General features: G+C 45.6%; 24 protein-coding genes. 11 read left to right on the top strand and 13 right to left on the bottom strand.

Going from position 1 to position 22,645, the window contains the following annotated elements:
- Nucleotides 1–231: 231 nt before the first annotated feature.
- Nucleotides 232–1,056, top strand: coding sequence for a formate dehydrogenase accessory sulfurtransferase FdhD (locus QTO06_RS09590; protein WP_005427802.1), 825 nt, complete (start codon nt 232–234; stop codon nt 1,054–1,056).
- Nucleotides 1,057–1,349: 293 nt separating this feature from the next.
- Here the strand turns inward: QTO06_RS09590 and QTO06_RS09585 are convergent, their stop codons facing one another.
- A complete protein-coding gene (locus QTO06_RS09585; protein WP_039840898.1) occupies nt 1,350–2,942 on the bottom strand; it encodes an ABC-F family ATPase in 1,593 nt (530 codons plus the stop codon).
- Nucleotides 2,943–3,342: 400 nt separating this feature from the next.
- Here QTO06_RS09585 and QTO06_RS09580 point away from each other — a divergent pair, with 400 nt between their 5' ends.
- Both QTO06_RS09580 and QTO06_RS09575 read left to right on the top strand, forming a co-directional pair.
- Complete coding sequence (locus QTO06_RS09580; protein WP_331407618.1) at nt 3,343–5,688, top strand: ATP-binding protein; 2,346 nt, start codon at nt 3,343–3,345, stop codon at nt 5,686–5,688.
- Nucleotides 5,689–5,690: 2 nt separating this feature from the next.
- On the top strand, nt 5,691–6,569 hold the full coding sequence (locus QTO06_RS09575; protein ID WP_331407617.1) for a mechanosensitive ion channel family protein: 879 nt from the start codon (nt 5,691–5,693) through the stop codon (nt 6,567–6,569).
- 100 nt (nt 6,570–6,669) lie between these two features.
- On the opposite strand, the gene QTO06_RS09570 is transcribed toward QTO06_RS09575, so the two are convergent.
- Both QTO06_RS09570 and QTO06_RS09565 read right to left on the bottom strand, forming a co-directional pair.
- Nucleotides 6,670–8,712: a sensor histidine kinase gene (locus QTO06_RS09570; RefSeq protein ID WP_331407615.1), complete on the bottom strand. Its 2,043-nt coding sequence runs from the start codon at nt 8,710–8,712 to the stop codon at nt 6,670–6,672.
- A complete protein-coding gene (locus QTO06_RS09565; protein ID WP_331407613.1) occupies nt 8,702–10,153 on the bottom strand; it encodes a sigma-54-dependent transcriptional regulator in 1,452 nt (483 codons plus the stop codon). The genes QTO06_RS09570 and QTO06_RS09565 overlap by 11 nt, the downstream gene beginning before the upstream one ends.
- Nucleotides 10,154–10,496: 343 nt before the next feature.
- Here QTO06_RS09565 and QTO06_RS09560 point away from each other — a divergent pair, with 343 nt between their 5' ends.
- The 6 genes from QTO06_RS09560 to QTO06_RS09535 all read left to right on the top strand — a co-directional run bounded on the left by QTO06_RS09560 (nt 10,497) and on the right by QTO06_RS09535 (nt 15,464).
- Nucleotides 10,497–11,315 carry a substrate-binding domain-containing protein gene (locus QTO06_RS09560; protein WP_039840902.1) on the top strand — a complete coding sequence of 273 codons (819 nt, stop codon included), beginning with the start codon at nt 10,497–10,499 and terminating at the stop codon, nt 11,313–11,315.
- Nucleotides 11,316–11,321: 6 nt separating this feature from the next.
- Nucleotides 11,322–12,020 carry an ABC transporter permease gene (locus QTO06_RS09555; protein ID WP_005427748.1) on the top strand — a complete coding sequence of 233 codons (699 nt, stop codon included), beginning with the start codon at nt 11,322–11,324 and terminating at the stop codon, nt 12,018–12,020.
- A gap of 43 nt (nt 12,021–12,063) precedes the next feature.
- Nucleotides 12,064–12,783, top strand: a complete 720-nt coding sequence (locus QTO06_RS09550) for an energy-coupling factor ABC transporter ATP-binding protein (RefSeq protein WP_005445824.1) — start codon at nt 12,064–12,066, stop codon at nt 12,781–12,783.
- Nucleotides 12,761–13,348, top strand: a complete 588-nt coding sequence (gene mobA, locus QTO06_RS09545) for a molybdenum cofactor guanylyltransferase MobA (RefSeq protein ID WP_005441549.1) — start codon at nt 12,761–12,763, stop codon at nt 13,346–13,348. The genes QTO06_RS09550 and mobA overlap by 23 nt, the downstream gene beginning before the upstream one ends.
- Nucleotides 13,345–15,123, top strand: coding sequence for a bifunctional molybdopterin-guanine dinucleotide biosynthesis adaptor protein MobB/molybdopterin molybdotransferase MoeA (locus tag QTO06_RS09540; protein ID WP_331407609.1), 1,779 nt, complete (start codon nt 13,345–13,347; stop codon nt 15,121–15,123). The genes mobA and QTO06_RS09540 overlap by 4 nt, the downstream gene beginning before the upstream one ends.
- A gap of 74 nt (nt 15,124–15,197) precedes the next feature.
- Nucleotides 15,198–15,464, top strand: a complete 267-nt coding sequence (locus tag QTO06_RS09535; RefSeq protein ID WP_005377584.1) for a DUF2960 domain-containing protein — start codon at nt 15,198–15,200, stop codon at nt 15,462–15,464.
- A 170-nt stretch (nt 15,465–15,634) separates the two neighbouring features.
- Here the strand turns inward: QTO06_RS09535 and nagK are convergent, their stop codons facing one another.
- Both nagK and QTO06_RS09525 read right to left on the bottom strand, forming a co-directional pair.
- Nucleotides 15,635–16,543: an N-acetylglucosamine kinase gene (gene nagK / locus QTO06_RS09530; RefSeq protein ID WP_005445828.1), complete on the bottom strand. Its 909-nt coding sequence runs from the start codon at nt 16,541–16,543 to the stop codon at nt 15,635–15,637.
- A gap of 173 nt (nt 16,544–16,716) precedes the next feature.
- Entirely contained in the window at nt 16,717–17,466 is a 750-nt protein-coding gene (locus tag QTO06_RS09525; protein WP_331407608.1) for a tRNA-uridine aminocarboxypropyltransferase, read from the bottom strand.
- Nucleotides 17,467–17,649: 183 nt separating this feature from the next.
- Between QTO06_RS09525 and QTO06_RS09520 the strand changes: the two genes are divergently transcribed.
- A complete protein-coding gene (locus QTO06_RS09520; RefSeq protein WP_331407607.1) occupies nt 17,650–18,468 on the top strand; it encodes a sterol desaturase family protein in 819 nt (272 codons plus the stop codon).
- A complete protein-coding gene (locus tag QTO06_RS09515; protein ID WP_331407606.1) occupies nt 18,465–18,689 on the top strand; it encodes a DUF7661 family protein in 225 nt (74 codons plus the stop codon). The genes QTO06_RS09520 and QTO06_RS09515 overlap by 4 nt, the downstream gene beginning before the upstream one ends.
- Here the strand turns inward: QTO06_RS09515 and QTO06_RS09510 are convergent.
- From QTO06_RS09510 to QTO06_RS09475, 8 genes are all read right to left on the bottom strand, one after another.
- Nucleotides 18,662–19,120, bottom strand: coding sequence for a GNAT family N-acetyltransferase (locus QTO06_RS09510; protein WP_331407604.1), 459 nt, complete (start codon nt 19,118–19,120; stop codon nt 18,662–18,664). The genes QTO06_RS09515 and QTO06_RS09510 overlap by 28 nt on opposite strands.
- Nucleotides 19,121–19,137: 17 nt before the next feature.
- The gene (locus tag QTO06_RS09505; RefSeq protein WP_039986572.1) at nt 19,138–19,356 is read right to left on the bottom strand and encodes a hypothetical protein; all 219 of its coding nucleotides are present in this window, start codon (nt 19,354–19,356) and stop codon (nt 19,138–19,140) included.
- 42 nt (nt 19,357–19,398) lie between these two features.
- A complete protein-coding gene (locus QTO06_RS09500; RefSeq protein ID WP_020197396.1) occupies nt 19,399–19,779 on the bottom strand; it encodes a hypothetical protein in 381 nt (126 codons plus the stop codon).
- A 201-nt stretch (nt 19,780–19,980) separates the two neighbouring features.
- On the bottom strand, nt 19,981–20,307 hold the full coding sequence (locus QTO06_RS09495) for a YceK/YidQ family lipoprotein (RefSeq protein ID WP_331407600.1): 327 nt from the start codon (nt 20,305–20,307) through the stop codon (nt 19,981–19,983).
- Nucleotides 20,308–20,507: 200 nt separating this feature from the next.
- Nucleotides 20,508–20,876: a hypothetical protein gene (locus QTO06_RS09490; protein ID WP_331407599.1), complete on the bottom strand. Its 369-nt coding sequence runs from the start codon at nt 20,874–20,876 to the stop codon at nt 20,508–20,510.
- A 176-nt stretch (nt 20,877–21,052) separates the two neighbouring features.
- On the bottom strand, nt 21,053–21,523 hold the full coding sequence (locus QTO06_RS09485; RefSeq protein ID WP_331407597.1) for a hypothetical protein: 471 nt from the start codon (nt 21,521–21,523) through the stop codon (nt 21,053–21,055).
- Complete coding sequence (locus tag QTO06_RS09480) at nt 21,520–21,936, bottom strand: NUDIX hydrolase (RefSeq protein ID WP_331407596.1); 417 nt, start codon at nt 21,934–21,936, stop codon at nt 21,520–21,522. The genes QTO06_RS09485 and QTO06_RS09480 overlap by 4 nt, the downstream gene beginning before the upstream one ends.
- Nucleotides 21,926–22,339 (bottom strand): NUDIX domain-containing protein, encoded by a 414-nt coding sequence (locus tag QTO06_RS09475; RefSeq protein WP_331407595.1) that lies wholly within the window; start codon nt 22,337–22,339, stop codon nt 21,926–21,928. The genes QTO06_RS09480 and QTO06_RS09475 overlap by 11 nt, the downstream gene beginning before the upstream one ends.
- Between the last annotated feature and the right edge of the window lie 306 nt (nt 22,340–22,645).

The following is a 22,645-nucleotide window of genomic DNA, read 5'->3' as shown; positions in this document are numbered from 1 at the left end:
AACGCGCCAAATCAAACTCAAATTCTCCCCAAGATCAAAACTAGTCGATACGCGGACCGATATTTGTGTCATTACTGCGATATCGCGGTTTTTGCATTGAATTGACCTAAAGCCTCGCAATTTCTCGCATAACGGCTATTTTGGAATGAGAATTGCTTTGTTGTAGCGTTAAGACGAATAGACCCATTAATGAGAGCGTGTATCGGCTCTCTCATTCATTAGGACATGACTGTGGTAAAACCAAACATTATTAAAACCAGTGAAAATCCCCTACAGACCATCGAAGTAGAAGTGTTTGACGAATACGGTGAGAAGCTAACTAAGCAAATCGCCTGTGAGCGCCCTCTTACGGTGATGTTGAACTGGAAGGAAGTCGTTACGCTAATGACGCTTGGCTCTCGCCCTGAAGCGCTTGTGTTGGGTTATTTGAAGAACCAGAGCTTCTTGTCTGATCCTGAAGCGATTGAATCGGTCATTATTGACTGGGAAACGCACTCAGCTGCGGTTATCACCAAAGAAAATACTGAGCACCTAGAAGGCGCGTTGAAGAAGAAGACGGTAACGTCTGGGTGTGGTCAAGGCACTATGTATGGCAACGTGATGAAGCAGCTTGAAGATTACCAAGTGCCACAAGTACCTTTGAAGCAATCTGAAATCTACGCGGCGCTTGAAGCATTGACGCATTACAACGATACCTACAAAAAAGCAGGTGCGGTGCATGGCTGTGCGGTATGTAAAGGCAATGAAGTTCTGTCTTTTGTGGAAGATGTTGGTCGTCACAACGCGGTTGATACGCTAGCGGGTGAAATGTGGCTTAACCAAGAGACAGGTGAAGATAAAATTTTCTACACAACGGGCCGCCTTACATCAGAGATGGTGATTAAAGTGGCACAGATGGGTATCCCTGTTTTGCTTTCTCGTTCAGGCGTTACTCAAATGGGTTTAGATCTGGCGAAAAAGTTTGGCATCACCACCATCGCTCGTGCGAAAGGCTTACGCTTCCAAGTCTTTACTGGTGCAGAGAAGATTGATTTTGACGTGAAAGGGAATCAATAACCTCTCACTAAGTCGTCATAAGTCGTCAGATGAGTTAGACTTAAACTATCATGTGGATTCACAAAGGATGTGAACTATGAACAACGATCAGCTTTGGAATTATCTACTCACCCCAAGCGGCATCATCGTTTCGATGATCATTACCTTCGGGCTCGTTGGGATTTATGCTTATCTAATGAGGCAATTTAAGGATTGAACGCCACAACCTAGCGCTAGCAAAGCATTAGCATTAACGAAGAATAGACATAAAAAAGACCTCGCGATGAGGTCTTTTTCTTTATTCAGAAGAAGGATTAACCTTCGATACCACGAGATTTTAGGAACTCAGAGTAAGTGCCTTTGAAGTCTGTGATTTTACCATCGCGGATTTCGATGATGCGTGTTGCTAGCGAGTCTACGAATACACGGTCGTGCGATACGAAGAACAATGTGCCCTTGTACTGCTCTAGTGCCGTGTTCAATGATTCGATCGATTCCATATCCATGTGGTTGGTTGGTTCGTCCATTAGCAGCATGTTTGGTTTGTGCATCATTAACTTACCAAGCAACATACGACCTTGCTCACCACCAGACAGTACCTTTACTGACTTCTTAATGTCGTCTTGGCCAAACAACATACGACCTAGGAAGCTGCGAACAACTTGCTCGTCATCGCCCTCTTGACGCCATTGACCCATCCAATCTGTCAGGTTCATGTCTTCAGCAAAATCATGTGCGTGGTCTTGCGCGTAGTAACCGATGTTCGCGTTTTCAGACCATTTGAACTCACCAGTACGTGGTTCTAGTACACCAGCAAGTGTGTTCAGTAGGGTTGTTTTACCCACACCGTTCTCACCGATGATTGCAACGCGCTCACCGACTTCAAAAATTGCATTGAAGTTAGCAAACAGGTCTTCTTCAAAACCTTGGCTTAGGTTTTCAACAATCAGAGCGTTACGGAATAGCTCTTTAGACTGTTCAAAACGAATGAATGGGTTTTGACGGCTAGACGCTTTTACTTCGTCCAGTTTGATCTTGTCGATTTGCTTCGCACGAGATGTTGCTTGTTTTGCTTTCGATGCGTTTGCAGAGAAACGCGCAACGAACGTTTGTAGCTCAGCGATTTGTGCTTTCTTCTTCGCGTTGTCGTTCAGTAGACGTTCACGAGCTTGAGAAGCCGCTGTCATGTACTCGTCGTAGTTACCAGGGTAAACACGTAGCTCACCGTAATCCAAGTCAGCCATGTGCGTACATACTGAGTTTAGGAAGTGACGGTCGTGCGAAATGATGATCATTGTGCAGTTACGCGCGTTTAGCGTGTCTTCCAACCAACGGATAGTGTCCATATCCAAGTTGTTGGTTGGTTCGTCAAGAAGCATTACATCAGGGTCTGCGAATAGAACCTGCGCTAGAAGCACACGAAGTTTCCAACCCGGTGCAACTTCACTCATTAGACCGAAGTGTTGCTCCATTGGGATACCTACAGCAAGAAGAAGCTCACCCGCTTTTGCTTCTGCCATGTAACCGTCCATTTCCGCGAACTGAACTTCTAGGTCAGCCACTTTCATGCCGTCTTCTTCGCTCATTTCAGCAAGTGAGTAGATGCGGTCACGCTCTTGCTTCACTTCCCATAGCTCTTTGTGACCCATGATTACTGTATCGATTACAGTGAATTCTTCGTACGCGAACTGGTCCTGGTTCAGTTTTGCAACGCGCTCGTTTGGATCGTAGCTTACGTTACCGCTTGTTTGTTCAAGCTCACCGCTCAGGATTTTCATAAAGGTTGATTTACCACAACCGTTAGCCCCGATTAAGCCGTAGCGGTTACCTTCGCCGAACTTAACTGAGATGTTTTCAAATAGCGGCTTAGCGCCAAATTGTTGAGTAATATTCGCTGTGGAAATCAAAACCTTTACCTTAGCAATTCAAGTTTATTAGGAAAAACCGCGCAACGTTACTGCTTAAGGCTACACACTTCAAGTTTTGTTTTTATTAATTAATGAGAAAAAGCATTCTTTAGCGGGCTGAATTTTGAGATTTGGCTAACATAAACCTTGCCATTTTTAAGGTTTCCTACACTAACCGACTCAAAACTGAGACATAAATCCGTCATGACTAACCATTGACATACCCCATGAAATTGGGTTTATAGTGCGTCCCCTTTTATCAATTCCGTACGTTATTCCTTTATTAAGCATTCGTTTCTCAAAGGAAGTCGCAACATCACGCACGGCCACTGGGTAAAACTCGCATATCGCGATAAAGCAACTACACTAACTCTAACCTTATAAGTTTTAAGAGAATTTTATGCATTTCATGGCGCGCATTTTAATGCTAGTCGGTCTCGTGCTTTCTTTACCTGCTCACGCTGAGTGGGAGTACGAATTCCAACCTGAGCCTCAAATCCTCCCTGTGGCGCAAGAAATCACTCAGGAGATCAACAAGCTGCCAGAGCCTTTGTTTATGTCTGATCAAGACAAACGTAAGGTCAACCAACTGCTCAATGCAGTAATGAGTGAGCAGCGCAAACAAACCCTTATCTTTGATCAACACTTAAAGACATTCCGTGAGTCTGGTGAAGACAAAGAATGGTTTGAGACGCAATCCAGTTACCTTACGGTCAACAGCCTAGGTCAAAGCAAAGAACGTTTATTAGAGCTTACCGACCCTATCACGCACGATAAATTGACCGGCTTTGGTCCTTATGGTGTCACGCAGTTTAAGCAAGAGTGGCGTCAAACTCAGCTTAACGTTGAATACTTGGTGTTCTTCCAGATTCGTTCTTTCCAATCTCTGATTAAAGAAATTCTGATTTCACCGATTCCGGTCGTTTGGGCTGGCATCAAAGTATTGTTTATCTACTTCGGTTTGGTGTGGTGGTTAACTAACAGCAAGCGCATCATTACCCTATTCCGCGAAACGCAGCTAGATAACATCACAAAGCCGCCAATCTGGGTTCGTTTGATTTGGTATATCAGTCGTGCGCACAGAGCAATTGCTTGGTTGATTGCGATTACGCTCTCGCTTCGAGTGCTATCAGAAATCCCAAGCTTGCAGCATTTGATCATTCTAGAAATCTTCACTTGGTGGGTTCTAGGTGGTTCTATCGCGATTAGCTTTATTCTCGAGTTTGCTTATCGCAACAGTCGCAGCACTAGCCAAGAAGTGATTGCCCTGCGCCTTTCGACCATTCGTCGTTACGTTTGGAGCGCTATTGTTGCTGGCGTAATTCTGCAAATCTCGATTCGTACGCTGGGTAAAGGCACCATCTACTCGTGGATCTACAGCGCGCTGTTCTTCTGGTTTGTATTGGTGACGCTGTCAGTATTGCGCCTATGGCGTAAGAAGGTATTTGAAGTCGCGGAGAAGCTCTCTGATCGCCCTGTTTGGGTGAACTGGTCTATCCGTCGTAAAGATACCTTGTTGCTAAGTATCATCGGTACGGCAATTTGTGCTGTGTGGATTATGCTACACAGCTTTAAACACCGCATCGTCGCAATGTTGTCTAACTACACCATGTTCAGCCAAGCGTTGGCGTACTTGTTCCGAATCGAAGTTGCCAAACAAACTGGTAATAACGGTGGTGATACCAATCTCGTAAGAATCAAAGGCGAGCAAACGTTCGAATATATTCTTCCTGGTAGCGAAGACAGCGAGTTGGTGGAGTATGCCTCTGACGAAATTAAACAACTGTCTAAATACCTGCTGACAGATAGCCCTGCCGTGTGTGTGATTTCTGGTGAACGTGGTGTCGGTACAACGACCTTCCTGCGCACTATCCTGAAGAAAGTGAAGAACGCCGAGCCGCTTTATTTGAACTGTCCATACGCAGGTTACAGTGAACTACTAAAAGAGATGGCACTACAACTTGGATTAGAAGAAGACGCGTCTGAGATTCAGGTTCTTGCGCATTTACGTAAGAGTGATACGCCTTACCTTATCGCAGTTGATAACGCCCAGCGCCTAGTTAAGCCAATGGTAGGCGGTTTAAGCGGTTTGATTAAGCTGACTAACCTACTTCGCCGCTCTAAGAAGAACCATCGCGTTGTGATGGCGATTGAGAAAGCAAGCTGGCGTTTCGTCGACCGTGCTCGTGGTGAACGTTTGTTGTTTGACTGGGTGGCGTTTATGCCGCGTTGGAGTGAAAAACAACTGTCTGCGCTGTTTGATACGCGTATTAACCAACAAATTGACAACCCAGTGACGTTTGATGGTCTTGTCGTACCTAAGCAATGGGACCAAGAAGACATCACGGAAGAAGAACGTGCGAAACAAGGTTTCTACCGTATTCTGTGGCATTACTCAGATGGTAATCCAACGGTTGCGCTACGTTTCTTCCGCCTGTCTCTTCGTCAGAACAAAGAGACGCAACAAGTGGTGGTTCGATTGTTCCACGCACCAGAGTCTCAAGAGCTAGAGAAAATGCCGAAGCCAATGCTAGCCGTGCTGCGCTCAATTGTTCAGCTTGAGGTGGCATCGCCGGAAGAGCTTTCTGAGTGTACTCAGCTAAGTATTGCGGAAGTTATTGGTACTCTGCGCTACTTCCAAAGCCGCGGCTTTATTGAATGGAGCGAAGACAAAGCTCGCGTGTCGGATCACTGGTTCCGTCACATTACCAACGTTCTCGACCGTCAACATTTATTGGTGAAATAACGATGAAAAAACTACTCACCGTATTAGCGTTATCGCTATTAAGCTCCTCTGCATTGGCGACTGAAGAGATCGCGAGTGTGGATAATATCTCGCAAATTGCCAGCCTAATTCGCTGGAGCGGCGTGTTCTTCTCTATCATTGTTATTGCATCGACTTGGCTGTTGCTTAAGTTCATGAACTCGATGGTAGAAAGCATCGGTAGCCAGTTCGTGCAATACCGCATGGTGCTGCAAAAGCTTCAATCTTTCTTGCAGTTCTTTATCTACTTAACCGCTGGTTCTGTCGTGTTTATGATTAGCTTCCGTATTAACGATCAAATCCTTGCTTTGATTGGTGGTACGTTAGCGGTTTCGGTTGGTTTCGCCTTGAAAGACCTAGCCGCATCCTTCATCGCAGGTATGACGGTTATGGTTGACCGTCCGTTCCAAGTTGGTGACCGCGTCACGTTCGAAGGTAACTACGGCGATATCATTGCGATTGGTTTGCGCTCTGTGCGTATGCGTACCCTAACCGATGACATCATTACGATTCCAAACAACAAGTTCTTGAGTGAAGTTGTGGTCAGCGGTAACTACGGTGCGCTGGATATGCAGGTAGTGATTCCGTTCTATGTGGGCATGAATGAAGACATTACGTTAGCGCGTGACTTGATTCAGGAAGCGGCGTCTTCAAGCCGTTATATCCACCTACCTAAGCCGGTAACAGTTCTCGTCAAGCAGACCATTACGGATAACTATTTGGCGATTCAGTTAACGTGTAAAGCTTATGTGGTAGATACCGCCTACGAGAAGCTGTTTGAAACCGACATTACTCTGCGTGTGATGAAAGAGTTCAAGAAGCACGGAATCAATCCACCGAAGATTGCAGTGCATACGGGTTAATTCAACGTATTTCTCTCGCGTTTAGAGAAGGACAGATACAAAAAGAGTCAGTGATTTACACTGACCCTTTTCTTTCTGCGTTAGCTAATCATAAAAACTGTTAAGCAATATTCATCACCTCAAGCAGTAGCTCGGCTTTCTTTGGCAGGTAGATACTGAACGTACTGCCTTTGCCCCATTCCGATTCGGCTTTTAGCTCGCCGCCGGTTTGACTAAGAATACTTTGAGAAACCGAAAGCCCTAGCCCAGTACCATCGCGTTTGGTGGTATAAAACGGAGAGAAGATACGGCTTAAGTTTTCTGGCTTAATACCACAACCTTCGTCAGTGACATGAATCGCAGCACCTTTCAATTCGCCGTCTTCAATCCAATCTTCACTCACAACGGTTAACTTACCTTTGCCGTCCATCGCGTGAATGCCGTTCATCTGCAAGTTCACCAGAATCTGCAGCAAGTGATGGCGATTGATCTCGACCGAAGTATGGGCCTGTAGATCGGTGACAAACTCGATGTCGCGCTTTTTAGTGCCGGTTTTAACCAGCGTGATGCTTTCATCAATGATTGGATTCACGTGCTGCCACGTAATTTCGTCTTGCACACCACCCTGACGGCTGTATTGCAGTAAGCTGCGAGTGATATTACGAATACGGTCAATTTGAGCGTGAATGGCGTCAATCTCTTCCTGAACGCGGCTTGCCTCTTCACCTAGCTCAAACTGAATCAATTCAACGTTACCCAGAATCACTGCGGTTGGGTTGTTAATCTCGTGTGCGATACCTGCAGTTAACTCACCCAGTGCGGCAAGCTTTTCGTTGACGACAAGCTTGTCACGGGTTTGGTTAAGCAGTTGAATATGAAGTTCAAGCTCTTCGGTTTTGTCTTTCAAACTCGCCGTACGTTGTTGAACTTTACCTTCCAGCTGCATGGCTGAGTTCTTCAGCTCGACTTTACGATCTTCCAGAGCGTCAAGCATGTTGTCGAATTGGCGCGCTAACTGAGCCAACTCATGGTGTTCATCCAACCCTAATGGACCAATGCGCTTTTCTTTACCCAACTGGACAAGCTTCACTACCTTGTAGATGCGCTCGATTGGACGGAATAGATCGCGAGAGCCGCGATACACCATCACGCCAGAAACTAAGAGCAACATTAAGGTAATCAAGCTGATCTCAACGATATTTGTCATATACGCTTTGACGAATGGCCACATCAAGTACCCGGTGTAGAGCATACCAATGACATTGTCGTACTGGTCTTTGATTGGTTGATAAGCTGTGATGTACCAAGCATCGTAGACGAAAGCGCGGTCGACCCATTGCTCACCTTCCGCCAATACCTTGTTGTATACCTCAGAACTTACTCGTGTACCGATAGCGCGTCCCAGACGTTGGTCACTGTCTAACGGAACGTTGGTGCTGACTCGAAGATCATCCAAGAATACCGTCAGAGTCCCCACAGGACGGAGGGTATCGTTATCACTCAAATAGATAAGATCACGAATTTGATCGACCAATACCGTGCTGTTGTTAAGCAGCAAGCCGCCATCCAAGAAGCCAATTAAGTCGTTCTTCTGGCTGTAAACTGGTATCACGGTTCTACTCACCAAGCCTCGTGCTTCCACTCCACCATTTTTTAGAATTGGTACTTCAGCACGTTTGGCGAGTTCGGGGTCTAGCTTTTCCAGCTCTTTTCTGTCCAGAACATCGAAGAAAGATTCACGCTTAGTTAAATCCATAAAGCGGAATTTGTTTTCCATCGAATTAACACGTTGGAAGGACAAAAAGTCCAAACCGTAGCGTTTCTTCTGCGCCGTCACCCACTTTTGCAACTCTGCTTGTGGGACATTTTGATTCACTCGGGTACGGAAGTCATAAGAATCCGCGAACGATTTGACGTAGTTCGCCTGCTTTTGTTGCAGCAGCGTAATGCTGTTATTAGCGACACCCAAACGCTCCGATACGTCTAACAACGCGTTTTGCCACGTATAGTGAATCGACCAATAGATCGTAATGCCGATAAGGGCTATCAGCGTTAGAAAGATTGGCGCAGATGTCAAAATCAACAGTCGATAACGCACCATGGTTTTGAATCGGTACGTCCATTTAGACAATCCTTTGTGTTGCTGCCAACTACTACTCGGCATAATCCTCGTCCTCAGAATCCCACTCTTTGTATTTGCGCTCTAGCGTTTTTCGTGCCACTCCTAAATCTCGAGCCGCCGCCGACTTGTTGCCTTCGTGCAAATTAACCAATTGTTGGATATGCGCTTTTTCCACTTCTTTTAGTGTCCAAGTGTTTGGATAGCCTTCACCAGAGAACTCTTTGCCTTCTTTGAAGGTTGGCAATTCTTCACTGTGTGACACGGTAATGGAGACATTAGGTAAAGCATTGCCGCCGTTGAGTTCACGCCAGTGATGCGCAGGCGGTTTACCTAACAAAATACAACGCTCGATGAGGTTTTTAAGTTCACGAATGTTACCTGGCCATTCGTATTCGCTCATCGCTTCCATATCTTCATGCGCCCACTTCGGCGCTTGCATACCCAGCTCACTGGTCAGCATATTGCTGAAATATGGAACCAGTTCAAACAAGTCTGTTTTACGCTCACGTAGAGGGGCAACTTCAATCTTCAGCACGTTCAAACGGTAGTAAAGGTCGCTACGGAAGTTACCTTTGTTGACCTCTTCTTGCAGGTTGCGGTTGGTCGCCGCGACAATACGAACATCAATGCTAATTTCACGCTCAGAACCAACCGGACGAATGGTGCGCTGCTCTAACACGCGTAGCAGTGACGCTTGCATGGATAAAGGCATTTCACCGATTTCGTCAAGGAATAATGTGCCACCATTGGCTACGCGGAAAAGACCTTCGCGAGATTTCTTAGCGCCAGTAAAAGCCCCTGAGGTATGACCGAATAGCTCACTCTCTAAAAGCTCTGGTGCAATCGCGCCACAGTTAAGTGGGACGAATGGACCTGTTCGACCGCTTGCTTGGTGAATGCCTCTCGCTACCAACTCTTTACCGGTGCCCGACTCACCTTCCACTAGGACAGATGCGCGAGACGGCGCAAATTGAGTGATCAGTTGTTTGAGCTGGCGAGTTTTTTCCGAACCGCCAATAATCTCTGAGGTGTTGTGACGCTGATAGTCACGCTTCATCGCGTATTGCATGCGTTCGTTCAAACGGCGATCCATACAACGACTGACCGCTTTCAGCATCTGTTCTAGGTTAAACGGCTTGAGGATAAAATCCGACGCGCCAAGCTGTAGTGCTCGAATCGCAATTTCCAAATCCGCGTAGCCGGTCATAAAGATGACATCCGCGCGTTTGTCGTCATCTTCAAACGCCTCTTCCCATTCAATCCCTGAACGCCCCGGCAAGTTGATATCCAACAGAATCAAATCGTAGTGGCGTGAGTTACGTAGCTCTTCCGCTTCTTCAATGCTGCCCGCTGTATCGACTTGCGAAAACAACTTGCCCAGAGCCTTTTTAAGGATGGCTTGCATACCGAGTTCGTCATCAACGACCAGTACTGAAAAAGCGTTGTATTGTTGGTTTGTACTAATATGGGATTGAGTAGACATATTTACCCCAGTTGGATTGGAATGGGACAGAGTGTACCAAGTTTAAACAGAGATACCCTACAAAAAGTGCGACATTTTGTACCAACGCAAATTTTTGTGCAAATAAGTCAATGAATTAGCGCATAAATCAAACATTTTGGGCTTGTAAAATGTTGGCATCTTGTTTGCTATATGGTGTGTCCAAGTGATCTCAGGATGTGGGAGACATCAATGCAATACCATCGCTTCTCGCTCCCTCACCCTAAGGTAGCTTGTGATATGAGCGCGCTATGACGCTCTGGCGACTTCTTTAGTAACCCAATACTTAAGAAGCCAAAGAATCATTGGAAAGGAAACAACTAAAATGAAAAAAATTGCGCTGACTCTAGCTGCAACGTCAATCACTCTTGTAAGCTACTCTGCTTTTTCAGCTCAAGAAGGCGAACACATTCGTCTGGCGACAACAACAAGTACTTACCACTCTGGCTTACTGGACTACCTACTTCCTCAATTTGAAAAAGACACTGGCTACAAAGTGGATATCATCGCTGCTGGTACAGGTAAAGCGCTGAAGATGGGTGAAAACGGCGACGTTGATTTGGTAATGACACACGCACCTAAAGCAGAAGGCGTGTTCGTTGAGAAAGGCTACGGTGTCCTTCCACGTAAACTGATGTACAACGACTTCGTTATCGTTGGTCCTAAAGCTGACCCAGCGCAAGTAAAAGACGATGCGTCAGTACTAGACGTATTCAAAGAGATTGCGAACAAAGACGCGACTTTCATCTCTCGTGGCGATGATTCTGGTACACACAAAAAAGAACTGGGCATTTGGGCTCAAACTAAGATGGAACCAAACTTTGGTGGCTACCGCAGCGTAGGTCAAGGCATGGGCCCTACTCTAAACATGGCGTCAGAAATGCAAGGCTACACCATGACTGACCGTGGCACTTGGTTGGCTTACCAAAACAAATTGGATCTTGCGATTCTATTCCAAGGCGACGAAAAACTGTTTAACCCGTACCAAGTGATTTTGGTGAACCCAGAGCGTTACCCAACCATCAACTACCAAGGTGCGAAGGCTTTCAGTGACTGGTTGGTAAATCCACGCGGTCAAGAGCTGATCAATGGCTTCCGTCTGAATGGCAAACAATTGTTCGTTGCGAATGCTGAGAGCAAATAACGCAATATGAATCTTGCTGATACAACACTAGAAGCCCTGCGCTTACTGGTGAATTTTGATGCAGACCTATGGGAGATCGTTGCGGTCTCCTTTAGTGTTTCTATTACGGCAATATCTTTGGTGGTATTGCCGTCTATTTTGATGTCCTTTGTCCTTGCTTACACCGACTTCCGTGGTAAGTGGTTCTTGCTGTCCATTGTGAACACCTTACAGGCGGTGCCAACGGTCGTGATTGGTTTGCTACTGTACATGATGCTTTCAAGAGCAGGACCTTTGGGTGATTGGCAAATGCTGTTTACGCAAAAAGCCATGATCTTAGGACAAATGATCGTCTGTTTTCCGGTTCTGGTTTCCATGATGCATGGTGCGCTTCAATCGAGTGACCGTCGCGCAGTTGAAACAGCGATTACGTTAGGTGCGTCAATACCTCGTATCGCTGCTACTATGATCTGGGAGACACGTTTTCCTCTATTGGCGGCCATCATTGCGGGATTCTCACGAATCGTCACAGAGGTAGGCTGTTCAATGATGGTTGGTGGCAACATTATGGGCGTAACCCGCAATATTCCGACTGCCATTGCTATGGAAAGTAGTAAAGGTGCTTTTGCGCAAGGAGTTGCATTAGGAATTGTATTACTATCGTTAGCGTTAGCGCTCAACTTCCTCTTATCGAGCATGAGAGGCAAAGGCTATCTAAGAACATGAAGCAAGCAATCGACTCGCCATCGACCCAATGTAAGGGTGAATTATGACTATAAAAATTACCGCCGAGCAATTGTCCATGCGCTTTAAAGAGCGTGTGCTTTTCCACATTCCTGAATTGGCCATTGGTCCAAACGACGCGATTTACCTAAAAGGTGACAATGGCGTTGGTAAAACCACCCTACTCAAGATCCTTGCAGGTTTACTCAAGCCTTCAACGGGGAAAGTGGTGGCTCCAAAAGATACTTGGTTGAAGAAGTGGACGCGTCGCAATGGTCGTGTTGACGTGATTTATCTCCATCAGTCTCCTTACCTTTTTGACGGCACTGTTTATGAAAACGTCGTTTATGGAGTTAAATATCAACAAGACACAGCAAAAGATAAGCGAGCTCAAGTTATTAGTGCGCTGCGCATGGTAGGGTTAGAAACCTTAGCCGACGAACACATCTCTGTATTGTCCGGCGGTGAGAAGCAACGCGTAGCAATGGCACGAGCTTGGATTTTAAAACCATCGATTTTGTTGATGGATGAACCAAGTGCCTCTCTCGACCAAGAGTCGATTGAACGTCTGGTTATCATGGCAAAAGATCTGCTTGATCGCGGTTCTAGTATTGTTGTGACGAGCCACCAAGCGAACGCGTTGACGGATTTATGTAAAAAACAGTGGTGGATTAAAGACAAGACTTTGATAGAGTCTCCACTCTTGTATGTCATACCAAAAGAAACATCCCAAGAGAACGCATATGCTTCAGCCAACACAAACTAGTTGGGTCATTTTGGCTGGTGGTCAAGCCAGCCGCATGGGTGGAAAAGACAAAGGTCTGATCGAACTGAATCAGAAGCCACTCATCGAACACGTTATCGAACGTTTATCTCCGCAAACACCACGTATTCTAATCAATGCGAACCGAAACCAAGACGCCTACCGTGCGTTTGGTTTCGTCTTCAGCGATCAATTTAAAGATTTCCCAGGTCCGATGGGCGGTATCCACGCGGGCTTGGTTCATGCAGAAACCGATTGGGTTGGTTTCGTCCCTTGCGACAGCCCACAAATCAACACTGATCTTGTTGAACGTTTTTGCAATGCGGTAAAAGAAGACACCGATATTTTGGTTGCTCATGATGGCGACCACCAGCAGCCTGTCTTCACGCTTTACCACAAGCGCGTACTGCCAAAACTGACCGCGTTTTTAGAACGTGGCGATCGTAAGATCATCCTACTCTACAAAGAGTGCAACACCAGTTACGTTGACTTTAGCGACTCACCAAACTGTTTCGTCAACTTAAATACGCCTGAAGAATTGGCGCAATTTGGACAACTCGAATCATGAAACACACGCTAAACATCCCTATTCTTGGTTTTGCTGCCTACTCTGGTACGGGCAAAACTACGCTACTTGAAGCATTACTACCAAAGTTAACCGAAGCAGGTTTACGCATCGGTATGCTAAAGCACGCACACCATAATTTCGATGTCGACCAACCGGGCAAAGACAGCCATCGCCTACGTAAAGCAGGCGCATCGCAAATGCTGATCTCTTCTCGCAACCGCTTCGCACTGATGACAGAAACACCAGAGTCAGAATCGGAGTTTGATTACCTACTGACACGTTTCGATGAAGACAAGCTAGACGTGGTTCTAGTGGAAGGCTGCAAAAACATTGCGTTCCCTAAGATCGAATTGCACCGTGAAGAAGTCGGCAAGCCTTGGCTTCATCCAAACGATGAAAACATCATTGCGATTGCTTCAGACAGTGGCGAATTAGACTCTGAACTGCCACAAATGAACATCAACGACCTTGAGGCGATTGCTCAGTTCGTTATTCAGTATGTTCAAGAAGCGAAAGCACCAAAGAGTAAAGAGAAAGAAGCCGCTTGCTGCGATACCCTTTCTCCAGCTTTCCTTTCTGTGGTTCAAGGACAAGAAAAGATCCTTTCTTTGGTGAACACGGTAGCTGAAACCGAAGCATGCAAGATTCAAGATGCATACGGTCGTGTGCTTGCAGATCACGTGGTGTCACCAGTAAATGTTCCGCAATACACCAACTCAGCGATGGACGGTTACGCCATTCGCGGTGATGACGTCGAGCGTGAAAGCTACCAAGTGGTTGCTGAAGTGATGGCAGGTCATGCTTACGATCAGCCTTTGGAAGTTGGTCAAGCGGTTAAGATCATGACGGGCGCACCAACACCTATCAATGGTGATACCGTTGTTATGCGTGAGCAAGCGAAACAGGATGGCGATACTGTCACGTTCAATGGTGCGAGCATCAAAACTGGTCAAAACGTTCGCCAAGCGGGTGAAGACTTAGCAATTGGTAGCGATGTGTTCACTGCAGGCACTCGTCTAGCCTCTCCTGAGATGGGCATGATTGCTTCTCTTGGCTTTGGTGAAGCGAACGTGTTCCGCAAGTTGAAAGTAGCCGTGTTCTCTACTGGTGACGAAGTACAAGCGCCAGGCACAGAACAGAAAGCAAATTCAATCTACGATTCAAACCGTTTCACTATCATGGGCATGTTAGAGAAGCTAGGTTGCGAGATCTTGGATTTCGGTATTCTAGAAGATAACGAGCAATTGATGATTGAAGCGCTGGAAAATGCTTCTGCGCAAGCCGACGTGGTGATGACTTCTGGCGGCGTATCCGTTGGCGATGCCGATTACATTAAGCTGGCATTAGACAAACTGGGTCAAATTGATTTCTGGCGTATCAACATGCGCCCTGGTCGTCCGCTTGCGTTCGGTCAAATCAACGATAAGCCTTTCTTTGGTTTGCCGGGTAACCCTGTGGCTGTGATGGTTTCATTTATCAACTTTGTTGAACCTGCTCTGCGTAAGATGCAAGGTGAACAAGGTTGGAAGCCACTTAAAGTCAGTGCCATTGCGACAGAAAATCTGCGCTCTCGCCAAGGTCGTACCGAGTTTAGCCGTGGTATCTACGAGCTAGACGAAACAGGTCGCCTAACCGTTCGCACAACAGGCAAACAAGGCTCTGGTATTCTGCGCTCAATGAGTGAAGCAAACTGTTTGATCGAAATCTCCCCTGCTGTTGATACAGTAAAAACGGGAGAAAGCGTGACAATTATCCCACTTCAAGGCAGAATCTAGGCCAATTCAGAATTCAAAGGTCAGCCATGTCTGACCTTTTTATTGATTACAGAAAAATTTTCAGAGAGACAGCTATGGCTCGCACCATTCTTTACACTTACAAAGACCAAGACAAAGAACTGACGTTCTCGTACCAGCAACACCGCAACATTCAAGAAGCGGTTGCAGAAGCAGAAGGTATCGACATCACTGAGTTCCTAAAGATGGAGCAACAAATCGAAGCAGTGTCTGACACTAAAGCAGTGCGCAACTACCGCGATAACTACTTCAGAAAATTAGGCTTTAGCAAAATCACCCTAGCTCAAAAAGAAAACTTGGGCGTAGGTAAAAAGAACAAATAAGCCAAGCTACACGGACCAAAACAAAAACTCGCGATTCGTCGCGAGTTTTTTATACCTATTCTTTTTGTTCGTTCTCTATAAGTAAAAAGCCCCGTTTCACCTTAACTTAAAGGAAAACGAGGCTTTCAAAGTAGGTCTTATGTGTTTTCGCTTACCGAAAACTCAGACGATTATTTGATGTTTAGGAACGCTGCACCACGTACGCCGCCTGAATCACCATGTTTTGCTTTGATGATCTTTGGACACTTCGCGACAGAAAGCAGGTACTTAGGAATACGTTTTGGCATCTCTTCGTAAATCAGTTCGAAGTTAGATAGACCGCCGCCTAGTACAACAACGTGTGGGTCAGTCGCAGTAAACAGGTTCGCAAAGCAGATTGCTAGAAGCTCCATAAAGCGTTCAACGTGCTCAACCGCTTTTGCTTCGCCTTCTGCGTGTGATTTAATGATGTCGATCGCTTTCTTCTCTTCACCGTAGTAATGCGCATAAAGAAGCTCGAAACCACGACCAGATAGGTAGCTATCTAGACAACCTTTCTTTTCACAACCACAACCTAGTAGAGGCGCGTTTTCGCCTAGGTGGAACCATGCGTCAATAGGAAGACGTGTATGACCTACCTCACCCGCTACGTGGTTACGGCCAGAGAATACTTTACCTTCGTAGATAAAGCCGCCACCAAAACCAGTACCAAGGATCAAACCTAGTACTGATGGTTCGTCTTGAAGGTCTTCATCCCATGCTTCAGAAAGCGCGAAACAGTTTGCATCGTTTTCAATTTTTACGCTGCGACCGATTTTAGCTTCAAGATCAGCACGAAGTGGTTTGCCTTTTGCTGCTGGTACGTTAACCGTTAGTACGGTTGCATCATCAGCATCTTCCATTCCAGGAAGACCAAGACCAATCGTACCTTCACAACCAAATTCCGCATCGTATTTGTTAACCAGACCTGCGATAGTTTCTACCAGCAAATCGTAGTTGTCTGTTGGTGTTGGTACACGTTCAGTTGCTACACGCTCAAGTTTTTCGTTAAACGCACCAAACTCAATTTTAGTGCCACCGACATCAAAGCCGTAATACATGCAATTCTCTCCTAAAAAGCTCAAACGACTCCCAAAAAATGCTGGAGTCAAAAAAGATAAACTCCGAGCATTATCCATATCTGTACGCCTGCAAACCGTGACCGAATGCAGATTTATCCCCTCATTGAAGCCAGTTGAACAACAAGCCATCAACAAAAGTTCATTCCTTAGAGTTAGCTCTCGATTTTAGCCCACTCTTTGAAACGTTTCAGATGCGGTCGAGACCAGTCAGTTTTTACGCGAGTTTTCGTCAGCATGTAGGTTTCACGGAAGGCTTCAAACCACAATTGCAGACACTCCGAAGCTTGCTCTTCACCTGCCTGTTTGAATACTAACGTCGCGACTTCTGCAGTAGACAAATGCTGCTCATTGTCCGAGCGGCGCATGATGTATTCAGACAATGATTCCGGTTCAATAGAAAGCACAGGCAAAGACTTCAAGAACTCGGAACGGCGGAAGATCTTACGCGCTTCACGCCAACTGCCATCAATGAAGATCAGTAACCATTTTTTGTCTGAACCATCGGATGCCTTCAAACGCTCTGGATTCAAACCATCCAATAAACGCTCAGGCTCATCCACGTAATCTGCTGGGAAGACAACCACAGGTTGATACGCATCGTTTTCTAGCAGTGCGAGCATCTCTTGAGAAGGCTCGGTACGATTCCATTGATACACGTAGGTCTCTTGAATCGTATCAGCAACTAGACGCCCGGTATTACTCGGCTTGAACACTTCGTTTTCCGATACGATCAGCATGCAGGCAATATTGGATTCGATGTTAGGCTGAATGTCGCACAAACAATATTGCTCAGAAACCTGACAATATGGACAGCGAACCACTTTACAGCCACGAGCGTTAAACGGCTTCGTTGAGATAGATTGACGGTGCTGGTATAAACGATGGAAAGCGTGGATTCTCATGGATAGAAAGTGCCAGTTAGAATAAGTGCATGTATAAAGTAGAGCGCGATTCTACTTGCATCGCCAGTGAGTCTCAAGAAATGCTCGTAAACGGACGGACATTCACATTCCTTTCTTCTCGGTGAAAGATACGGTGGAGTCTTAAGGTCTTAACAACTAAGCGAATCAATCAAGGAAATTAGCGTGACCGAAACAGCATTTAACGACCCTTCTTGGCTACGACTTAGCATCTTTATTGGTGTTTTGTTGCTGTGTACCCTTTGGGAGAACAAGCTACCGAGAAAGCAGTTGACCGTCGACCGTTCATTTCGCTGGTTTAACAACCTCACACTGGTCGCGCTAAATAGTGTCGTTATTGCCGTTGTCATGCCTATTGCCGCTTTCCAAGCTGCCATCATTGCTTATGAAAACCAATGGGGTCTACTCAATGCTTTTGCCTTGCCGACTTGGTTACACGTGCTGATAGCCGTTGTGTTACTCGATCTCATCATCTATCTACAGCATTTAGTTTTCCATCGCGTTAAGCCGCTGTGGAAGCTTCACCGCATGCATCACGCTGATCTGGATATCGATGTCACAACCGGAACACGATTCCACCCGATAGAAATCGTTCTCTCAATGATTGTAAAAATCGTAGCTGTTTTCGCTTTGGGCGTGTCTCCTATCGCCATCGTGGTGTTTGAAATCGTATTGAACGCTAGCGCGATGTTTAACCATAGCAATGCAAAGCTTTCACTGCCTTGGGATGCGAAGTTACGTAAATTGGTTGTGACGCCAGACATGCACCGCGTGCACCACTCTGTCATCGTGCGCGAGACACATTCAAACTTTGGTTTCTTCCTGTCGATATGGGATCGTTTGTTTGGCACCTACCGCGCTCAACCAGAGTTAGGTCATGATGATGTTGTGATTGGTGTTCCAGAGATTCGTGACAAAGACGAGCAAAGATTGGATAAACTGATCACCCAGCCATTTCGTTACAAGGAAAAGTCTTCCTCATGAGCAGTTCAATGAAAGTGAATGTGTTTGGAAAAATCATGCTTGCTGAATGCAGAGATGGGATTTGGACGCTTTATATCGATTCGGAAACTTCGATAAAGCGCCCAATCAAAGACTTTGTAGTGCCGCCCTTTCTTGATGAGGACGAGTTGCTGACCTACCTAGATGATATGTATCACGAACACGCGACCGCAACTCATCCCAATGTATTTCGGATTGAATAGCCCAGTTTAATTTCCGTAGCTGGACGACCGTTGGTTAACGAGAACAACGAAGAAGACTCTGTTTGCAGCACTTCAAAACCGAGTGCTTTGAAAATCTCGACATTACCCGTTTCTTCCACGCACCAGACACTCAAAGCATTCACTGAGCTATGTAACTTACATAAAGCCACAATTAAGCGACGAGCGATTCCTTGTTTTCGAGATGCACTTTCAACAGCCAGTCCAGATAATTGCAGCTCGTCGTCTGTAAGTTTGACTTTGACGCAACCAACGATTCTACCTTCAAGATAATAAGCATAATTGACCCATTCATCTTTGCTTGACGTCGGTTTCGCGGCTTTATTTGGAGAGTAGATCGCCCTCAATTCTTGAAAGCAATCTCTAGTAAGGGATACTACCGAAGGGTTTTCACTCGAAACGCGTTTAAGCATTTTCTATTCTAATTAGCTTAGGCTTTAATCAAATCGCGTTTTTTGTTTGATTGGGTCACGCCAACAAACAAACCGATAACCCCAAGAACAATTGAAGAGATGGCGAACACGCTCACATCTTGTTGTTTGTTAATGGCCGCGTACACAAACGCAATGCCAAAAAAGATTGCGCCAAAACTAAAGCCCGATAGCGCGGCAAAAACACCGAAGCTCGCCAGCTCCTTAAAGTTATCCATAACACTTCCCTGTTTAAAAATACGTAATATCGAATAAAACAATTACCGGAATATCTGACGTGAGTGGCGATGCTTTTGCGAATTCCACAGCCAAATTGATACTCCAATAGAAAACCCTAACAACAACGTTTGCCATTGCAGCTGTCCACTGCTCTCCAATACGCCCAATCCATAGTGCGCATAAGAGTTAAAGCCTACGCTGCTCAACATAATCAATAACAGTAAAACCAACCCAGTCCGGCGGTGCCTAATCAGCAAATAAACGGCGAGTAAATCAAGGAGGCCAAGAGCGCTCCAATACATGTTTAACCAGCCTGGGGCAAAATCGTAAGGCAAAAAGCCATCGACAATATTGTCGTAAATGTGGATGACACCACCCACGGTCAGGCAAAGGCATAGGAGAAACAGTACGAATTTATCCATTATCGTTTCCTTTCCTTATCTGAATGAATGCGCAAAGCATATAGAAATCAGCTAAATAATTGTAATTTCGACGCCATTTTTGAGAGCGACAGTGCCTTTAAACCGTACGTGAGAGGTTGAAAGAACAACAATGGCTGTTCTTCCTTATCATTTCGCTCCTGATAAAAGCATAGCGTTTGGTTTGATGGTTCGCTTGAAAGCTTAATTAACGTCTATTGGCCCTTTCTGTGCCTGCATCGTTATTGTGTATGGTAGGAATAAGGTATCAGCCAACGCTGAAAAAGCAGTATCAAACACAAAGAAAGGCACACCATCTAGTTTGGGCCCCGTGTTTTCTGAATAGCTAGGCTCACCATTCAACAAACACATGTTGTAATTCACTCCACTATAAACTCTTGGTATTTCCTTGCAGTAGCTCTGCTTCCCCTCATGAGAGATTCTCACATGATTGTTTGTTGGGTTTAGGGTCTCTATTGTTGCACAACCTTGCGACGCAATGGCTGCCAATATGACGAGTCGCTTTTTCATGAACTTTCCTTGTTTGTACTTCCTTCGTGAGAATGATTTACGTATTTCTTTGCTTACTGCTGAAAGCCATCGACAATGCTGTCGTAAATGTGGATGACACCACCCACTGTCAGGCAAAGGCATAGGAGAAACAGTGCGAATTTATCCATTATCGTTTCCTTTCCTTATCTGAATGAATGCGCAAAGCATATAGAAATCAGCTAAATAATTGTGATTTCGACGCCATTTTTGAGAGCGACAGTGCCTTTGAACAGCACGTGAGGGGTACGAAAGAATAACAATGGCACTTCTTTCTTATCAATTCTATCCTGATAAAAGCATAGCGTTTTGCTCGGAAGTTCGCTGAGTTGTGTAAGTTCGGGCTCTCTGTAAGGCATAAAATCTTCTTTTGATTCTTTCCAATCAACAAACTCTTGATTGGGCGACCAGAAAATCACGGTATTGGTTTTATCAAAACCGAGCTCTCTCACATCAAATCGAAACCAACGACCTAGCGTTGTCGCCTCAAGGCCGCACTTTCTCAATCCCTCTAGTACCTTGCCCGGATGAATCGGCGTAAAGTGAAGCACGTCATTCCAATAGCAATCTAACCCATGAACACAACACTGTAGAGCTTGCGTGCGATACTCGTATTTCTTGACATGTTGTTGATACAAGTTCGGGTGTGACGCTTTCAAGCAGTTAAGAGGTTTCAATCGGTCTCCCATCAAATTGCTTGGCACGCGATGGTACACATAGGTCAAAGTTATCCCTCTTGTGGTGCTTTTAAGTCAATGAACACAAACTTCATCGAAGGAGGAAAGATAAAAGCATCATCACATCGATAACCTCTTAGCCAAACACCATCATCCCGCTTCTGCAGATATAGACCTCTGGGATAGGTCTCTTCCTTAGCAAGGGGCAAAGAAGCGAGCGTTATGTATTCGTCTTTTGTGAGAGAAATACCTTGAAGTAACAAGTATGGTGCGACGGCGAGCGGACAAGGCTCTAGCCCTTTCAGAACTGCATGAGCAACAAGTTCAGCCAACGTTGCTCCAAAAGGTGCCCCCAATTCCGAAGGCGTTGTTACCAATACAGACAATGTCTGGCCACGTTGTTTGGTTTGTATCATTTGATCTTCAAACAGCTGTAAGGCAAACGGATTGAATTGAATGCGTTGTTCTTTGAGTTCTTGAAGCAACTCTGCATTCGTGTGATTACCGATTTCAACTTTCACTTCATTGCTCCAAGGCGGATAAGCTGACGAACTTGCTCTAAAACACGCTGAAAGACAGGGTGCGCATGGGAGGAAATGTCTTTCGCAACTTCATGCCAAAAGAATTCGAAATCATGCCCACCATCGTCTTGAGTGTGGAAGACCCAATGTTCCGGCAATGCTTCACATTCACACAAAACGAAATGCCAAAGTTGCTCTTGAAACCCACTCTCCCAAGCCCCTAGGTAGGTTGTTTTATTTACCAGTTCGATGCCCGACTCTTCTGCCAACTCTCTTTTTGCCGCACTTAAAAAGTCGCAATCGAAGGGTTCAACAGTGCCTTTCACCAACTGAACGCCCGCAAGAGGATGTTTGAAAAGAAGAATCTCGCGGTTTTGTTTTCGTAACACCAGAGGACACACTTTATCGACCACAGAGTACCTCCTCGCTCTGAAGGCATATTTGTTTCGCCTCGACTGGAAAGAGAGGCAACATGGCTAGCTCAGTAAAATTCACCAATCTCAGAATATATTGATTGCAAGCCGAGCGCCTTTGTTGTTCGGGGCCATTACCTAGCGTTGGGGTAGCTGCGCCGATATGTGATAAGAAGTAATGATCCATTCGGCCTTGATTTTGGTTCTGAAACACAGGAGTGAGCGATGTTAGCTCAATAGAGGTCTCCTCCAGTGCCTCGCGTTTCGCAGCTTCAGAAAGATTCTCTCCATCCTCCACACTACCGCCAGGAAACACCCAATAGTGTCTATCGCCCGTTACTCGTTCAATCAATAAAACCTCTCGGTGATCGTTTATTAATATCAGACTTGCTCGCTCTGGCATTCATCTCACTCCCTTGATTTAACGGAACATTCTAACAACCTTGATGCGATAACAAAGAATTAACAAATGCTGGTAACACATTTCTCTTGTGCAGTTAATCAATTTGCGATTTGGGTCACTCACTTTTGGTGTCAAAAAATAAAAAGGCAGAGCAATTGCCCTAATGCCGATCAGTTAAGACTTTAATCGGCAGATCAGTTGAATGATCCTACCTGTATGTAAAAATCCGATAGACCCTGTTTATCGGATTTTTTATGCACGTTTCTCAAGCCCTCGACATCATCAACAGTTATAAACCCAATCAAG

Origin of the sequence: Vibrio sp. M260121, assembly GCF_036533715.1 — a bacterium.
Classification (GTDB): Bacteria; Pseudomonadota; Gammaproteobacteria; order Enterobacterales; family Vibrionaceae; genus Vibrio.
The sequence above is the reverse complement of the archived record's forward strand: the minus strand, read 5'-3'. Positions and strand labels throughout refer to the sequence as shown.